At 63.3% G+C, this 14,992-nt stretch carries 15 protein-coding genes and 1 pseudogene; 11 read left to right on the top strand and 5 right to left on the bottom strand.

What is annotated here, in order from left to right:
* Positions 1-22: 22 nt before the first annotated feature.
* Both ACQZ6J_RS07815 and mutM read right to left on the bottom strand, forming a co-directional pair.
* On the bottom strand, positions 23-796 hold the full coding sequence (locus tag ACQZ6J_RS07815; RefSeq protein ID WP_449083194.1) for an enoyl-CoA hydratase: 774 nt from the start codon (positions 794-796) through the stop codon (positions 23-25).
* 18 nt (positions 797-814) lie between these two features.
* A complete protein-coding gene (gene mutM, locus ACQZ6J_RS07810) occupies positions 815-1,705 on the bottom strand; it encodes a bifunctional DNA-formamidopyrimidine glycosylase/DNA-(apurinic or apyrimidinic site) lyase (RefSeq protein ID WP_449083192.1) in 891 nt (296 codons plus the stop codon).
* A gap of 247 nt (positions 1,706-1,952) precedes the next feature.
* Here mutM and ubiE point away from each other — a divergent pair, with 247 nt between their 5' ends.
* The 11 genes from ubiE (at position 1,953) to ACQZ6J_RS07755 (ending at position 13,665) form a co-directional block, all read left to right on the top strand.
* Positions 1,953-2,729, top strand: a complete 777-nt coding sequence (ubiE, locus tag ACQZ6J_RS07805; protein ID WP_163984897.1) for a bifunctional demethylmenaquinone methyltransferase/2-methoxy-6-polyprenyl-1,4-benzoquinol methylase UbiE — start codon at positions 1,953-1,955, stop codon at positions 2,727-2,729.
* Positions 2,730-2,791: 62 nt separating this feature from the next.
* Positions 2,792-4,366 (top strand): 2-polyprenylphenol 6-hydroxylase, encoded by a 1,575-nt coding sequence (ubiB, locus tag ACQZ6J_RS07800; RefSeq protein ID WP_163984898.1) that lies wholly within the window; start codon positions 2,792-2,794, stop codon positions 4,364-4,366.
* Positions 4,367-4,605: 239 nt separating this feature from the next.
* Positions 4,606-6,189: an aromatic amino acid lyase gene (locus ACQZ6J_RS07795; RefSeq protein WP_449083189.1), complete on the top strand. Its 1,584-nt coding sequence runs from the start codon at positions 4,606-4,608 to the stop codon at positions 6,187-6,189.
* A gap of 27 nt (positions 6,190-6,216) precedes the next feature.
* Positions 6,217-7,599, top strand: coding sequence for a dihydroorotase (locus ACQZ6J_RS07790; protein ID WP_163984900.1), 1,383 nt, complete (start codon positions 6,217-6,219; stop codon positions 7,597-7,599).
* A complete protein-coding gene (locus ACQZ6J_RS07785) occupies positions 7,599-8,873 on the top strand; it encodes a Zn-dependent hydrolase (RefSeq protein ID WP_449083187.1) in 1,275 nt (424 codons plus the stop codon). Before ACQZ6J_RS07790 ends, ACQZ6J_RS07785 begins: the two co-directional genes overlap by 1 nt.
* A 3-nt stretch (positions 8,874-8,876) precedes the next feature.
* Positions 8,877-9,977, top strand: a complete 1,101-nt coding sequence (locus ACQZ6J_RS07780) for a DUF917 domain-containing protein (protein ID WP_449083185.1) — start codon at positions 8,877-8,879, stop codon at positions 9,975-9,977.
* Positions 9,978-9,995: 18 nt separating this feature from the next.
* Entirely contained in the window at positions 9,996-10,325 is a 330-nt protein-coding gene (locus tag ACQZ6J_RS07775; protein ID WP_449083183.1) for a TfoX/Sxy family protein, read from the top strand.
* 168 nt (positions 10,326-10,493) lie between these two features.
* Positions 10,494-12,155: a urocanate hydratase gene (locus tag ACQZ6J_RS07770; RefSeq protein WP_449083181.1), complete on the top strand. Its 1,662-nt coding sequence runs from the start codon at positions 10,494-10,496 to the stop codon at positions 12,153-12,155.
* Positions 12,156-12,281: 126 nt separating this feature from the next.
* Positions 12,282-12,956 (top strand): spermidine synthase, encoded by a 675-nt coding sequence (locus tag ACQZ6J_RS07765; protein ID WP_449083179.1) that lies wholly within the window; start codon positions 12,282-12,284, stop codon positions 12,954-12,956.
* A 65-nt stretch (positions 12,957-13,021) separates the two neighbouring features.
* On the top strand, positions 13,022-13,264 hold the full coding sequence (locus ACQZ6J_RS07760) for an antitoxin (protein ID WP_449083177.1): 243 nt from the start codon (positions 13,022-13,024) through the stop codon (positions 13,262-13,264).
* On the top strand, positions 13,261-13,665 hold the full coding sequence (locus ACQZ6J_RS07755; RefSeq protein WP_449084149.1) for a PIN domain-containing protein: 405 nt from the start codon (positions 13,261-13,263) through the stop codon (positions 13,663-13,665). The genes ACQZ6J_RS07760 and ACQZ6J_RS07755 overlap by 4 nt, the downstream gene beginning before the upstream one ends.
* A 33-nt stretch (positions 13,666-13,698) precedes the next feature.
* Here ACQZ6J_RS07755 and ACQZ6J_RS07750 read toward each other — a convergent pair.
* The 3 genes and pseudogenes from ACQZ6J_RS07750 to ACQZ6J_RS07740 all read right to left on the bottom strand — a co-directional run.
* Positions 13,699-14,064 (bottom strand): annotated as a pseudogene (locus ACQZ6J_RS07750) (GFA family protein); the annotation flags it as partial.
* 5 nt (positions 14,065-14,069) lie between these two features.
* Positions 14,070-14,552, bottom strand: a complete 483-nt coding sequence (locus tag ACQZ6J_RS07745) for an SRPBCC family protein (RefSeq protein ID WP_449083175.1) — start codon at positions 14,550-14,552, stop codon at positions 14,070-14,072.
* Positions 14,536-14,877 carry an ArsR/SmtB family transcription factor gene (locus tag ACQZ6J_RS07740; protein WP_449083173.1) on the bottom strand — a complete coding sequence of 114 codons (342 nt, stop codon included), beginning with the start codon at positions 14,875-14,877 and terminating at the stop codon, positions 14,536-14,538. Before ACQZ6J_RS07740 ends, ACQZ6J_RS07745 begins: the two co-directional genes overlap by 17 nt.
* Positions 14,878-14,992: the final 115 nt, after the last annotated feature.

Here is a 14,992-nt window from a genome sequence, read left to right as displayed (position 1 = left end):
CGTAATTCCGGAATCTTGGCCTTCACCGGTTCTTGAAAGACGGCTTGCGCTTCTCGACGAAGGCGGCCATGCCTTCCTTCTGATCCTCCGTGGCGAACAGGCTATGAAACAGGCGGCGCTCGAAGCGCAGCCCTTCTTCGAGCGTGGTTTCCAGAGCGCGGTGCACCGCCTCCTTCGCCATAAGCACGGAAGGGCGGGAATGGGAGGCAATCTTGGCGGCGGCGGCCAATGCCTCGTCGAGCAGCTTGTCGGCCGGCACGACGCGCGCCACAAGGCCGGAACGTTCCGCCTCCGCCGCATCCATCATCCGGCCGGTCAGCACCAGATCCATCGCCTTAGCCTTGCCGACGGCGCGCGTCAGGCGCTGCGAGCCGCCCATGCCCGGAATGACGCCGAGCGTGATTTCCGGCTGGCCGAACTTCGCCGTCTCCGAAGCTATGATGAAATCGCACATCATCGCCAGCTCGCAGCCACCCCCGAGGGCAAAGCCGCTGACCGCGGCGATGACTGGCTTGCGCGCTTTGGCGATCTCTTCCCAGCCGCCGAAGAAATCATTCTTGTAGGCATCGACGAAATCGAGCGACTGCATTTCCTTGATATCGGCGCCGGCGGCGAAGGCCTTCTCGGAGCCCGTGAGCACGATCGCGCCGATGGCGTCATCGAGGTGAAGGGCGGCATAGGCCTGCTTCAGTTCGGCCAGCACGGTGGAATTCAGGGCGTTCAGCGCCTGAGGCCGGTTGAGCCGCACGAGGGCGACGGCCCCATGTGTTTCGACGATGAGGGTTTCGTAAGCCACTTGTCTCTCTCCCTTCAATCAGTTTTGGCAGGCGGCGCAATAGAAAGAAGAGCGCCCTGCCTGGACGATGCGACCGACCGTACCGCCGCAACCCGGCGTGCCGCAAGGCTGCGCCTCGCGATCGTAGACGGAAAAGGAATGCTGGAAGTAACCGAGCGAGCCATCCGTCTGGATATGGTCGCGGAGCGACGAGCCGCCTGCGGCGATCGCATCGGCAATCACCTCGCGTATGGCGTCGACCAGTCTCAGCAGCGCCTCCGCCGGCTTGCCGCCATCGCTTACCAGCGTGCCGGCGGCGCGCAGCGGCGACAGGTGCGAGCGCCACAGCGCCTCGCAAACATATATGTTGCCGAGACCGGCGATGTTCTTCTGATCCAGCAGAGCGCTCTTCAGCGGCTGCGCCTTGCCGGCAAAGCGCCTGGCCAGATAATCGGCGTCGAGCTCGTTGCCTGTGGGTTCGGGGCCAAGATCCCGAAAGAAGGGATGGCTGACCATATCAGCCCGCCTGACGATATCCATGAAGCCGAAGCGGCGCGGGTCATTGTAGATGACGCGCGCGTCCCCGCCCGCGGCCGCCAGATGAAAGACGACATGATCGTGCTTTTCGTCCTTCGAGCGAGGATAGTGAAAGGCGCCCGGCATTCCCGCCGGCGGACCGGCCTCGACCCGGAACGAACCGGACATGCCGAGATGCGAGACGATCGTCATGCCGTCGTCGAGATCGATCAGCAGGTATTTGGCGCGGCGCGACAGCGACGTGATGCCGCGCCCCGCGGCCATGCGGGCGAAATCGGCCGGGAACGGGAAGCGCAGATCGTTGCGGCGCAGCTCCAGCTCCTTCAGAACAGCGCCCTCCATGGAAGGCGCCAATCCTCGCTTGACGGTTTCGACCTCTGGTAATTCCGGCATGGCTATCCATCTTTATGTTTCAACCGCTTATGATCTGAGCTATAGCCCAAGGCGTTGCGGCTGGTGATCTGGCTGATGAGATAGCGTGGCAAACGTGATTTCGCTATGGTCCGCCGCTGAATACTGCGTAATTCCTGAAATCGGAAACGATCCAAGGAAAAAATTGCGCAGCGGATTTGAAGTGCTACAGCGACCTTTGCGCGTCACATTATGACGCGCGGCGCTGTCGTGTAACGGAGTTGAGCCGATGGCAGACAGCCGCACCTCCGCCGATGGCGGCATGGAAACATCCTATGGCTTCCGCGAAGTGGCCGATGGCGAAAAGCAGGGCCTCGTCAACGAGGTGTTCCACAAGGTCGCCAAGCGCTACGACGTCATGAACGACGTCATGTCGATGGGCATGCATCGCGCCTGGAAGGACGCGATGATATCGGCGCTCAATCCGCGCAAGGATCCGTCTTACAAGACTCTCGATGTCGCCGGCGGCACGGGCGACATCGCCTTCCGCATCGTCGAAGCCTCGAACCGGCTGGCGCATGCGACCGTGCTCGACATCAACGGCTCGATGCTCGCCGTCGGCGCCGAGCGTGCAGCGAAGAAGAAGCTTTCCGACAATCTGACCTTCGTCGAGGCCAATGCCGAGGAACTGCCCTTCGAGGCCAATTCGTTCGACGCCTATACGATCGCCTTCGGCATACGCAACGTGCCGCATATCGACGTCGCGCTGAAGGAAGCCTATCGGGTTCTCAAGCGGGGTGGCCGGCTGTTGGTGCTCGAATTCTCCGAAGTCGACCTGCCGCTGCTCGACCGCGTCTACGATTCCTGGTCGTTCAACGCTATCCCGAAGTTCGGCAAGGCGATCACAGGCGACGCCGAGCCCTACCAGTATCTGGTGGAATCGATCCGTAAGTTCCCGAACCAGCAGGACTTCGCAACGATGATCCGCGAGGCCGGCTTCTCGCGCGTGAGCTTCACCAACTACACCGGCGGTATCGCTGCGCTTCACTCCGGCTGGAAACTCTGAAGCATGGTATCGAGCCATCCGATGCGGCTGACGGCCTCCGCTCCCCGAGACCTTGAGACGCTATGAGTGCTTTCAGTGCATATTTAGGCCTCGTCCGGGTCGGCTGGGTGCTTGTGCGCGAAGGCGTGGTCACGGCGCTCCCGTCCGAAGGGCTGCCGCCCTCCGTCAGCCTGGCCAAATCCTTCGTCAGCATCTTCGCGCGCAGAAAGGCGAAGAGCCAGGCCCGCAGTGACCGGCTTGCCAAGGCGGTCGAGCGGCTCGGGCCATCCTATGTGAAGATCGGCCAGTTCCTGGCGACACGCCCGGATGTGGTCGGCGTCGACATGGCCAACGACCTGTCGCAGCTTCAGGACCGCATGGCCTTCTTCCCGCACGAGACGGCGACGGCGGCGATCGAAGCCTCGCTCGGCCGGCGGATCGACGATCTCTATGTCAAATTTGGCGAGCCGATCGCCGCGGCTTCCATAGCACAGGTCCATCCGGCCGAAGTCGATACGGCCGAAGGCCGCAAACGCGTCGCCGTCAAGGTGGTCAGGCCGGGCGTGCGCCAGCGCTTCTCCAACGATATCAAGGCGATGTATCTCGTCGCAGGGATGCAGGAGCGCTTCATGCCCTCCAGCCGCCGCCTTCGACCGGTGGAAGTGACGAAGACGCTCGAGCAGACCACGAAGGTCGAGATGGATCTGCGGCTGGAAGCGGCCGCGCTCTCCGAGATCGCCGAAAATACCGAGAAGGATCCGGGCTTCCGCGTTCCAAAGGTCGACTGGGAACGCACGGGCCGCGACGTCATCACCATGGAGTGGATCGACGGCGTGAAGATGTCCGACGTCGAGGGGCTGAAGGCCGCCGGGCACGATCTCAACGCGCTTGCCGACACGCTGATCCAGTCCTTCCTTCGCCACACCCTGCGCGACGGCTTCTTCCATGCCGACATGCATCCCGGCAATCTCTTCGTCGATCCCACAGGCATGATCGTCGCCGTCGACATGGGCATCGTCGGCCGCCTGGGAAACAAGGAACGCCGCTTCCTCGCCGAAATCCTCTACGGCTTCATCACCCGCGACTATATCCGGGTGGCCGAAGTGCATTTCGAAGCCGGCTATGTGCCTGCCCATCACAATACGGAGAGTTTTGCCCAGGCCATCCGGGCGATCGGCGAGCCGATCCACGGACAGCCGGCCGAAACCATCTCCATGGGCAAGCTTTTGACCCTGCTCTTCGAAGTGACCGAACTGTTCGATATGGAAACACGGCCCGAGCTCGTCATGCTGCAGAAGACCATGGTCGTGGTCGAAGGCGTGTCGCGGATGCTCAATCCGCGCTTCAATATGTGGAAGGCCTCGGAGCCGGTCGTCGGCGACTGGATCCGCACCAACCTCGGGCCGAAGCGGATCATGACCGATCTGCGCGATGGCTTGAAAGCGGCCGTGAAGCTTGCCGAGGCAGCGCCAGAGATCGCCGCCAAGACCGAAAAGTTCCATCACGAGCTGCTGCACATGAGCGAAAACGGCCTACGATTCGACCCGCAGACGGCGGAGGCGATCGGCAGGGCCGAAGCCAAACACAGCCGCTCCGGCCGTTTCGCGCTATGGATCATCGCGCTGGCGCTTCTCTACATCGCCTGGCATTTGAGCTGACCCGCAGAGCTTCCCCGCACCCATGCATCCGTGCGTGCCGCCGCCGCGGATGCATGGCGCCTTGCCATGCCTGCCTTTCGCCTCCACGAAGCTATATAACCCGACAAACACAGAGTTGCGCCACGGCCTGACTCGCCCCAGAATTCACGTCACACGCCACCCGTCAAGGTGTTCGCCATTTGGGATATCCCATTGGCGCTAAGGCTCGCATAGCCTTGCGAAAAAGGAGAACAACAGACATGGAGCGTCAGAAAGCCGGCATCGAACTGACCGGGCAACCCCTGGGGTTCAGCGACCTGGTGCGGATCGGCGCGGGCGCCGCGCTGCCATCGGCGTCGGAAAGCGGCATGGCGCGCGTGCGGCTAGCGCGGGGCATTCTCGAAAACACGATCCAGTCCGGCCTGCCGGTCTACGGCTCCACGACGGGCGTCGGCGCCATGAAGGATGTCGAGTGGTCTCCTGAGGATCTCGATGCGTTCAATCTCGGCCTCGTGCGCGCCCATCATTTCGGCACGGGCTCGCCCTTCTCCATGTCTGTCGTGCGCAATGCCATGGCGATTCGCGTCAATACGGCCCTCACCGGTCAGGTCGGTTGCTCGCAGGAATTGATCGAAGCTTATCTGCAGCTGCTTGGCACCGATGTCATTCCCGTCGTAAGGCGCACGGGCTCGATCGGCTGCGCGGATATCGGCCTGATGGGCCAGATCGGCGCGGTCCTGACCGGCGTCGGCGAGGCCGTCTATCGTGGCCGCCGCATGCAGGCTGCCGATGCGTTCGATGCCGCCGGCATCGCCCCGGTGCGGATGCTGCCCCGCGACAGCCTAGCCTCGCTCAGCGTCAACGCCGTCAGCTTCGCCGCCGCCGCCGAGACCACCCGCAACGCCGCCTCCTCGATCCGCGTGCTGCTGGCGACCGGCATGATGGCCGCCGGCGCGCTCGGCGCCTCGCGCGATCCCTGGATTTCCGTGCGCCATGTCGGCACCGCCCGCGAAGCCTTGATCGGCGCCTGGCTCTGCAACGCCTCGGAAGAATGGCCCTGGCCGGTCGCGACCCATGTGCAGGATCCGCTGAGCCTGCGCATGATGGCCCAGGTTTTCGGCGCCGTCATCGAGAACCTCCTGACGGCCGGGCACAAGATTCTCGCCGCCACCGGCCGCTCGGACGACAATCCCGTCATCGTCGACGGTCGCGTTATGACGTCCGGGGGGTCTCTTCCGCTCGATGTCACCGTGCTCCTGGAAGGCGCCGTCATCTGCATGGCCCATGCCGCGCGCAACGCCTTCAATCGCTGCGTCCTGCTCGGCAACGGCCAGCGGCGCGGCCTGCCCGTCAACCTCGTGCCGGAAGGCAAGATCGCCACGGGCTTCGGCCCGATCATCAAGCTTGCCGGCGAGATCTTTTCGCGCGTGCTTTCCATGTCCAACCCGGTCTCGGCGCAGTCTCTGGTCGTCGCGGGGGGAATGGAGGACGAAGCCGCCTTCCTGCCGCTTGTCATCGAGCGCTTCGAGCGGCAGATGCGGGCACTCAAGCGCCTGGCGGCTCTGGAAGCCCTGCTTTCGGCCCAGGCGATCGACATTCTCGGCGACAAGCCGGAGGGCGTGGCGCGCATGCTCTACGACGTCGTGCGCAAACATGCGGATTTCTATGTCGTCGACCGGCCCCTTTCGGCCGAAGTCGAGGCGATCGAAGAGGAACTTGCTTCCGAGGCCTTCGTCTCGGAAATGATCGCCCACAAGCCGATCCTCGCCTATGATGATTTCTTCGCGCTCGGCACGCTGGAGCGGGTCGAAGAGCGGCTCTATCACGACACCATCGCTATCTGAACCAACCGACGAGCGGAGAGACTGTACATGGCCGATTTCGATCTTGTTCTGCAAGGCACCGTGGTTTTGCCTGAACGCATCGTGGAAGCCGGCTACGTCGCCGTGCGTGACGGCAAGATCGCCGAGGTCGGCATCGGCGTGCCACCGGCGGCGCGCGAGAGGCATCTGCTCGGCAAGGCGCTGATCCTGCCCGGCGCCATCGATGCGCAGGTCCATTCCCTCTCCCAGAAGGATCAGGAGGATTTCATCTGGTCAACGCGCTCGGCAGCGGCAGGCGGCGTCACCACCATCGTCGACATGCCCTATGACGAAGGCAATCTCGTCTGCTCGGCAGCGGCGGTTAAGAAGAAGATCGACCATGCAGCCCCGCAGGCGCGCGTCGATTTTGCCCTTTATGGCACCATCGATCCGGAAGAAGGCCCGGCCCGCATCGCCGAAATGGTGGAAGCCGGCGTTTCGGCGTTCAAATTCTCCACCTTCGGCACCGATCCCAAGCGTTTTCCGCGCATTCCGCCCGCCCTGCTCGACGCCTGCTTCGGCGCGATCGCACCAACGGGCCTGACCGCGGGCGTCCACAACGAGGATGACGAAGCGGTCCGCACCTATATGGAGCAGGTCAAGGCCAGCGGCGTCACCGACTACCGCGCTCACGGCCTCTCGCGTCCACCGATCACCGAACTGCTCGCCATGCACACGATCTTCGAGACGGGCGCGGATACCGGCTGCCCGGCGCATGTCGTGCATTGCTCGCTCGGCCGCGGCTACGACATCGCCCGCGCCTATCGCCGCGACGGGTTCGAAGCGACGGTCGAATGCTGCATCCACTATCTGACGCTCGACGAGGAAAACGATGTGCGGCGTCTCGGCGGCAAGGCGAAAATTAATCCGCCGATCCGCCCGCGCGCCGAAGTGGAAACCTTGTGGCGCAAGGTGGCGGAAGGCAATGTCTGGCTGGTTTCGACCGACCACGTCAGCTGGTCGGAAGGCCGCAAGAACAATCCGGACATGCTGGCGAACTCTTCCGGCGTGCCGGGACTGGAGGTCATGGTGCCGCTCTTCGTCAAAGGCGCCCTGGAGCGCGGCGTGCCGCTCACCTGGGCTGCGAAGCTGATGGCGGAAAATCCGGCCAGACACTTCCGCCTCGATCATATCAAGGGCGCGCTGACCCCGGGCAAGGACGCCGACATCGTCGTGCTGGAACCGCGCGAAACGGTCTATGACGCAGCCGCAAGCGGCAACAACGTCGTCGGCTGGAGCCCGTATAACGGCATCCGCCTGCCCTGGACGGTTTCCGCCGCCTACCTTAGAGGCAAGCAGATCACCGAGGGACAGAAGGTGCTGGCCGAACCCGGCTCCGGCAGCTTCGTCCGCCCCTTGCCTCGCCAAGTTCTTGCCGGAGGAGCAGCCTGATGAACGAACCCAAGCGCCACAACCTGCCTGTCAACGCCGACCGCATCGCCGAGGATATCGATGCCCTGGCCGGCATCACCGATCCGGGCCACCCCTGGACACGCCGCGCCTTCTCGCCGCTCTTCCTGGAAGGACGTGCCTACATCGAGGCGCGCATGAAGGCGGCCGGGCTTACCACACGCATGGACGCCGCCGGCAATCTGATCGGCCGGCGCGAGGGCGCAAAGCCCGGCCTCGGCACGATTCTTGTCGGCTCTCATTCCGACACCGTTCCCGATGGCGGTCGTTTCGACGGCATCGCCGGCACGATTGCGGCGCTCGAAGTCGCGCGTTCCCTGAAGGATCGCGGCATCGAGCTTGATCATGATCTGGAGATCGTCGATTTCCTCGCCGAGGAAGTCAGCATCTTCGGCGTGTCCTGCATCGGCAGCCGCGGCATGACCGGGCAGATCCCCGAGGCGTGGCTTACCCGCGTGAGCGGCGACCGCACGCTTGCGCAGGGCATTGCCGAGGTCGGCGGCGACCCCTCCGTGCTGCTCGCTCAGAAACGCCCGGATCTCGTCGGTTTCCTGGAGCTGCATATCGAGCAGGGTCCGGTGCTGGAGGCCGAGAACAAGGATGTCGGCATCGTGACCGCCATCGCCGGCATTACCCGCATCGAAATCACCGTCGAAGGCCGCGCCGACCATGCCGGCACGACGCCGATGGACCGGCGCGCGGATGCGCTGGTGGCAGCGTCGCAGCTGGTGCTCGACATCCGGAGCCGCGCCGCCGAACAGGCAAAGACGCCGGGCCATTTCGCCGCGACCGTCGGCGAATTCCGCATCGAGCCGAATGCCGCCAACGTCGTGCCGTCCAAGGTGGTGCTGCTGATCGACGGCCGCGCCGAAATCCGCAGCGACATGGAGGATTTCCTGGCCTGGATCGACGGCGAGGTGAAGACCATCGCCGCCGATTATGGCGTGACGATCAACCCGCCGGTGCGCGTCTCCGACAACATGCCGACGCCGGGCGCTCCCGTGCTGCTCGAGACGCTCGAGCGCGCCTGCGACACGGTCGGCGCCAAGCATCGCCGCATGGCTTCCGGCGCCGGCCACGACACGGCCTGGATCGCCAAGGTGGCACCCGCCGCCATGATCTTCGTGCCCTGCAAGGAAGGCCGCAGCCATTGCGCCGAGGAATGGGCCGAGAATGACGACATCGCCATGGGTGCGGCCGTTCTTTTCGAAGCGGTGCGCGACATGGACAAGAACCTCAAACAGAACCGGGAGTAGTCAATGGGACGCGTACTCGTTGCCAAGGATGTGGAAGCGGCCGTCAAGGGCGGCTCCGTTTATGCCGCCGGCGGCGGCGGCTGGGCCGATCACGGCCGCATGCTCGGCTATGCGGCCGTCAATGTCGGCAAACCGGAGCTGGTGTCGATCGATGAGCTCAACGACAACGACTGGATCGCCACGGCAGCCGCCATCGGCGCGCCGGCCTCCACCACGCCCTGGGAAATGCAGGGCATCGACTACGTGAAAGCCGCGCAGCTGCTGCAGGACGAGCTCGGCGAGAAGCTTTCCGGCCTCATCATCGGCCAGAACGGCAAGTCCTCGACGCTGAACGGCTGGCTGCCGTCGGCCATCCTCGGAACGAAGGTCGTGGACGCGGTCGGCGATATCCGCGCCCATCCGACCGGCGACATGGGCTCGATCGGCATGGCCGGCTCGCCCGAACAGATGATCCAGACCGCTGTCGGCGGCAATCGCGCCGAGAACCGTTATATCGAGCTGGTCGTGAAGGGTGCGACGGCGAAGATTTCGCCGATCCTGCGCGCGGCATCCGACCAGTCCGGCGGTTTCATCGCTTCCTGCCGCAACCCGCTGCGCGCTTCTTACGTCCGCACGCATGCGGCGCTCGGCGGCATCTCCATGGCGCTCGCCCTCGGCGAAGCGATCATCGAGGCGGAAAAGAAGGGCGGCAGCGCCGTCATCGACGCCATCTGCAAGACGACCGGCGGCCATATCCTCGCCGAAGGCACGATCACCAAAAAGGATGTCGTCTACACGAAGGAAGCCTTCGATATCGGCACCATCACGGTCGGCAGCTGCGACAAGGCCGTCGTCATGCATGTGATGAACGAGTACATGGCCGTGGAAGATACCGGCGGCAAGCGTCTCGCGACCTTCCCCTCCGTCATCACCACGCTCTCGCCGGAAGGCGAGCCCTTGAGCGTCGGCCAGTTGCACGAGGGCATGAAGGTTTTCATCCTGCATGTGCCGATGGACATCATTCCGCTGTCTGCCAGCGTGCTCGACCCCACAGTCTATCCCTCCGTCGAGAAGGCCATGGGGATCGAGATCGCCAAATACGCTCTGGCCGGCAAGAAGAGCTAAGGGGCGCAGGAGGCTTGAATGGGCCGCGACGCCGGTCTCGAGGAATTGCTGCGAGAAGAGCTTGGGGAACGCCCCGGGCTCAGCGAGAAAGCGATGTTCGGCGGCTGGGCCTTTCTGCTCAACGGTCATCTCCTATGCGGCGCCCGTGACGACGGGATGCTGATCCGCCTCGGCAAGGGCAACGATGCCTGGGCGCTGGAACTGCCCGATATCAAACCAATGCTGTCGGGCAGCCGCGAAATACAGGGCTGGGTCCGCGCCGGACCGGGGGCCTATGGCAACGACATGCTGCACAAGCGGCTGCTTCTGGCCGCGCTGGACTTCGTCGAAAGCCTGCCGCCGAAATGAACGAGTATTCCTCTTCTCCCCAGCGGGGAGAAGATGTCCGAAGGACAGATGAGGGGGCCGAGCGACAAAAGAGCTAGCGGCTGAGCGAAAGCGAAGACGGGCATGTGCCGCGCCCCCTCATCCGGCCCCTTGGAACCACCAACAAAGAAAACAGGGAAGGGAATTTCCATGCCGAAAGCCAATCCACGTCATCCGAAATTCCCGATTCCGGGCGGCCCGGAGCTGCGCGCCAAGGGCTGGCGGCAGGAAGCGCTGCTGCGCCTGCTGGAAAACGTACTCTCGGTCGGCGAAGACCCGGATAATCTCGTCGTCTACGCAGCCCTCGGCAAGGCGGCGCGCAACTGGGCGGCGCACAAGGGCATCGTCAAGGCTCTGACCGAGATGGATGAGAACCAGACCCTGCTTATCCAGTCCGGCAAGCCGATCGGCCTCGTCCGCACGCATGACAAGGCGCCGCTCGTCATCATGGCGAACTGCAACATCGTCGGGCAGTGGGCGAAGGCCGAGGTGTTCTACGAGCTGCAGCGCAAAGGCCTGATCTGCTGGGGCGGCCTGACGGCCGGCGCCTGGCAATATATCGGCAGCCAGGGCGTCATTCAGGGCACCTACGAAATCTTCATGCGCATCGCCGAGCGCCGCTTTGGCGGCGATCTTTTCGGCCGTTTCGTGCTGACGGCCGGTCTCGGCGGCATGGGCGGCGCGCAGCCGCTCGCAGGCCGCATGGCCGGTGCGGCGATCCTCTGCGTCGATATCGATGCGGAGCGCGCCAGGAAGCGCCAGGAAATCGGCTATCTGCAGGAAATCGCCCCGGATCTCGATTCCGCGTTGGCAATGATCGATGCGGCTGTCAAGGAGAAGCGGGCGCTTTCCGTCGGCCTCGTCGGCAATGCGGCCGAAATCTATCCCGAGATTGCCCGACGCGGCATCGTGCCCGATATCGTCACAGACCAGACCTCGGCCCACGATCTCGTCTATGGCTATGTGCCGAAGGGCATGAACCTGCAACAGGTCAGAGATCTCCGCGAGGACGGCCAGGGCCAGCTCATGGCCGCCAGCCGCGCCTCGATCGTCGAGCATGTGAAGGCCATGCTGGACTTCCAGAAGAAGGGTTCGGAAGTCTTCGACAACGGCAACCTCATCCGTACCCAGGCGAAGGAAGGCGGCGTCGCCAACGCCTTCGATATCCCGATCTTCACCGAAGCCTATCTGCGGCCGCTCTTCTGCCGCGCCATCGGCCCGTTCCGCTGGATGGCCCTTTCGGGCGAGGAAAGCGATATCGCCCGCATCGACGATCTGCTGCTGGAAATGTTCCCCGACAACAAGATCATCACCAACTGGATCCGCCTCGCCCGCCAGCATGTGCCCTTCGAGGGGCTGCCGGCACGTATCGCATGGCTCGGCCATGGCGAGCGCACGGCGCTGGCCCGCCGCGTCAACGAGCTAGTGGCGGCCGGCGAGCTTAAAGGCCCGATCGCGTTTTCGCGCGACCACCTCGATGCCGGCGCCATGGCGCATCCGAACATCATGACCGAAGGCATGAAGGACGGCTCCGACGCTATCGCCGACTGGCCGCTGATCGACGCCATGATGCTCTGCTCGTCGATGGCCGATCTCGTCGTCGTTCATTCCGGCGGCGGCGGCTATGCCGGCTACATGACGAGCTGCGGCGTCACCGTGGTCGCCGACGGCACGCAAGCCGCCGACGAACGGCTCGACCATGCACTGACCAACGACACGGCGCTCGGCGTCATGCGCTATGCCGACGCCGGCTATGAGGAGGCGCTGGACGAAGTTGCGAAAAAGGACGTGCCCTATATCCGTTTGGGATAGGCGCATCTGTTATTCTCGACATCGAAAGACTATGGTCCCGGGCAATTCGAAACGACCTGTTTTACACGCAATTCCGGACGGAAAACCGCTACACACTTTTCCTGGAATTGCTTTGGAGAATTGCCCGTGATCCCCTGGACCTTGCTCGACACTGCGAAAATCCCCGGTGGCGGCGAGCTGCGCCTGAAACAACGCGGCCAGGAATTTTCCATCATGCTCGGCACCAACGAGCTGATGAACAGCCGGCTGAGCGGCTCGGAGCGCGCGCTTGCGACGCTTTCCTGCGATAAGATCAACGGCCGGAAGGCTCCGCATATCCTGATCGGCGGCCTCGGCATGGGCTTTACCTTGCGTGCGGCGCTCGGCGAACTCGCTACGGACGCCAAGGTGACGGTTGCGGAACTGGTTCCTGCCGTCGTCGCATGGGCGCGCGGGCCGATGGCAACGCTCTTTGATGGCTGCCTCGATGATCCGCGCGTTGCCATCCACGAAGGCGATGTCCGGCCGCTCATCCGTGCGAGCAAGGCGACCTGCGACGCCATCCTGCTCGACGTCGACAACGGTCCCGACGGCATCACGTCGGAGGCCAATGACGGCCTCTACGATTATCAGGGCTTGAAGGCGGCGCGCGATGCACTGCGCCCCGGCGGTGTGCTGGCAGTGTGGTCGTCAGGACCCGACGAGCGTTTCACGAAACGCCTGCGCGACAGTGGCTTTGCCGCCGAGGTGGTCCATACGCGGGCCAATGGCAAGACGGGTGCGCGTCACGTCATCTGGCTCGCCACAAAGTCGGGATCATAACGCCTCGAATTGAAATCGCTGCCCCCTTGCTATATATCAATGTCATATCTCAAGGGAGTCATGGCATGGACACTGCAAAGATTTTCTGGTCCGGCCGCTCGCAGGCCGTGCGCTTACCGAAGGAGTTCCGCCTCGATGGCGAGGAAGTGCGCATCCGCCGGCAGGGGAAGGCAATCATTCTGGAGCCGATCGCCGAGGATTGGGATTGGCTGGAAGCTGTTACAGGGCCGGTCGATCAAGACTTCGTAGAAGCCACCGAGGAGGAACCGGCCGAGCAGCAACACCTTGAGCTGGATATCTTCAAGTGAAGTACCTGCTCGACAGCAATGCCGTTATCGCTTTGATGAAGGGACATACCGGCTTCGTGAACGAGCTTCGCAGACACAAGCCGCAGGATTTCGCGGTTCCCTCTATCGTCATCCACGAATTATTCTATGGGGCCTATAAAGGACAGCGTACTGCCGAAAACCTTGCGCGCGTGGAAGCTCTGCAATTCGAGACGCTGGATTTCGATAGAGAAGATGCCCGCAGGGCTGGCGAGATTCGCGCATCTCTTGCTTCTCTCGGCACGCCGATCGGCGCCTATGACGTTCTGATCGCGGGACAAGCTGTCGCCCGCGATCTGATCCTGATTACGCGGAATGTCAGAGAGTTCGAGCGCGTTCACCAGTTGCGTTTCGAAGACTGGGAGTCGCTGCCGGACGGCTAAAGATACCGTGTTTCCTCCGGCGCGATCGAAGCGGTCGTCGCGGCCGTCGAAATAGCCGATGGGAAGGGTGGCAAGCTCCTCGTCGCTGGCATCGTCCAGGCAGCTGATGCTGATCGCATAGAACTTGCCGCCGAGCGCCGGATTTTCACCCCAGTTGAAGGAACTGATGCCGCAGTTCCTGCAGAAGAGATGATGCAGGATGCGCGGGCCGAACTGATATTCGCCGATGCTGTCTTCACCCGAGGTCAGGCGGAAATCGGCCGGTGTGGCAACTGCCAGCCAGTTGCGCTTCTTCTTGCAGATCGAGCAATTGCATTTGAAGGTGCCGCCCTGCAGGTCGAGATCGGCTTCGTAAGCGACGGCGCCGCAATGACAGCTTCCATGATAGGTCTTCTTCATCTCGCTCATCCTTCCCTTGAGGAGGCTTCCGCATAGGCGGCATATTTGTCGAGGGCCTGTTCCCAGCCGCCGGTCTGCAGCTTCAGTTCGGTATCGTCGGGTAGTTCGGCCTTGCGGAAGACGAGGCGCGTCTTCTCGCCGAGCTCATGGAATTCCACGGTGACCCGCATCGGATGCTCCGGCCTGCCCTCCGGGTTTTCCCAGGCGAAGGAAAAGACGAGGCGCTCGGGCGGGACGATCTCCAGATAGCGTCCGTGGCTCCAATACTCCCTGCCTTCCGGCGTGAGGATGCAGTGCCGCCAGGTGCCGCCTTCGCGCAGATCGACGGAAACGGATGGTGCAGTCATGTCTTGCGGCCCCCACCAGCGCATCAGGTGCTCCGGCTCCGTCCAAAGGCGAAACAGCAAGACGCGTGGCGCGGCAATCTCGCGGGTCAATACGATCTCACGCAGCGGTCCCCCACTGCCGCTGTTATTTGCCGGAGTCATCCGCTCCTCCCTTTTGCAATAGCGCCGCGTAGTCTTCCAGATGATCGAGATTATCGTTCCAGAACTGGCGATAGCTTTCGAGCCAGTCATCCACCTGCCGGAGCGGCTTGGGTTCCAGCCGGCAAGGCCGCCACTGCGCCTCCCTGCCCTTCGAGATCAGGCCAGCCTTTTCAAGCACCTTGAGGTGCTTGGATACAGCGACCAGCGACATGTCGAACGGTTGGGCAAGCTCGGAGACGGACGCCTCGCCGCTCGCCAGCCGCGCCAGGATCGCTCGACGGGTCGGATCGGCCAGGGCCGAGAGGGTCATGCTCAATGCGTCCATACGAATAATAAACCATGAAGTTAATTAACTTACAGGTTAAGTACAGGTCGATGGGCTGCATGTCAAGAAGCCTGTTCGGGGCCAAGCCTTAAAAGGGCGCGATCTGGCAGCGGGA

The organism is Rhizobium sp. A37_96, assembly GCF_053521765.1.
The sequence above is the reverse complement of the archived record's forward strand: the minus strand, read 5'-3'. Positions and strand labels throughout refer to the sequence as shown.

Coding starts and splice junctions, on each gene's coding strand:
- mutM (WP_449083192.1), bottom strand. CDS start 1,705: ATGCCGGAATTACCAGAGGTCGAAACCGTCAAGCGAGGATTGGCGCCT.
- ubiE (WP_163984897.1), top strand. CDS start 1,953: ATGGCAGACAGCCGCACCTCCGCCGATGGCGGCATGGAAACATCCTAT.
- ubiB (WP_163984898.1), top strand. CDS start 2,792: ATGAGTGCTTTCAGTGCATATTTAGGCCTCGTCCGGGTCGGCTGGGTG.
- ACQZ6J_RS07795 (WP_449083189.1), top strand. CDS start 4,606: ATGGAGCGTCAGAAAGCCGGCATCGAACTGACCGGGCAACCCCTGGGG.
- ACQZ6J_RS07790 (WP_163984900.1), top strand. CDS start 6,217: ATGGCCGATTTCGATCTTGTTCTGCAAGGCACCGTGGTTTTGCCTGAA.
- ACQZ6J_RS07785 (WP_449083187.1), top strand. CDS start 7,599: ATGAACGAACCCAAGCGCCACAACCTGCCTGTCAACGCCGACCGCATC.
- ACQZ6J_RS07780 (WP_449083185.1), top strand. CDS start 8,877: ATGGGACGCGTACTCGTTGCCAAGGATGTGGAAGCGGCCGTCAAGGGC.
- ACQZ6J_RS07775 (WP_449083183.1), top strand. CDS start 9,996: ATGGGCCGCGACGCCGGTCTCGAGGAATTGCTGCGAGAAGAGCTTGGG.
- ACQZ6J_RS07770 (WP_449083181.1), top strand. CDS start 10,494: ATGCCGAAAGCCAATCCACGTCATCCGAAATTCCCGATTCCGGGCGGC.
- ACQZ6J_RS07760 (WP_449083177.1), top strand. CDS start 13,022: ATGGACACTGCAAAGATTTTCTGGTCCGGCCGCTCGCAGGCCGTGCGC.
- ACQZ6J_RS07745 (WP_449083175.1), bottom strand. CDS start 14,552: ATGACTCCGGCAAATAACAGCGGCAGTGGGGGACCGCTGCGTGAGATC.
- ACQZ6J_RS07740 (WP_449083173.1), bottom strand. CDS start 14,877: ATGGACGCATTGAGCATGACCCTCTCGGCCCTGGCCGATCCGACCCGT.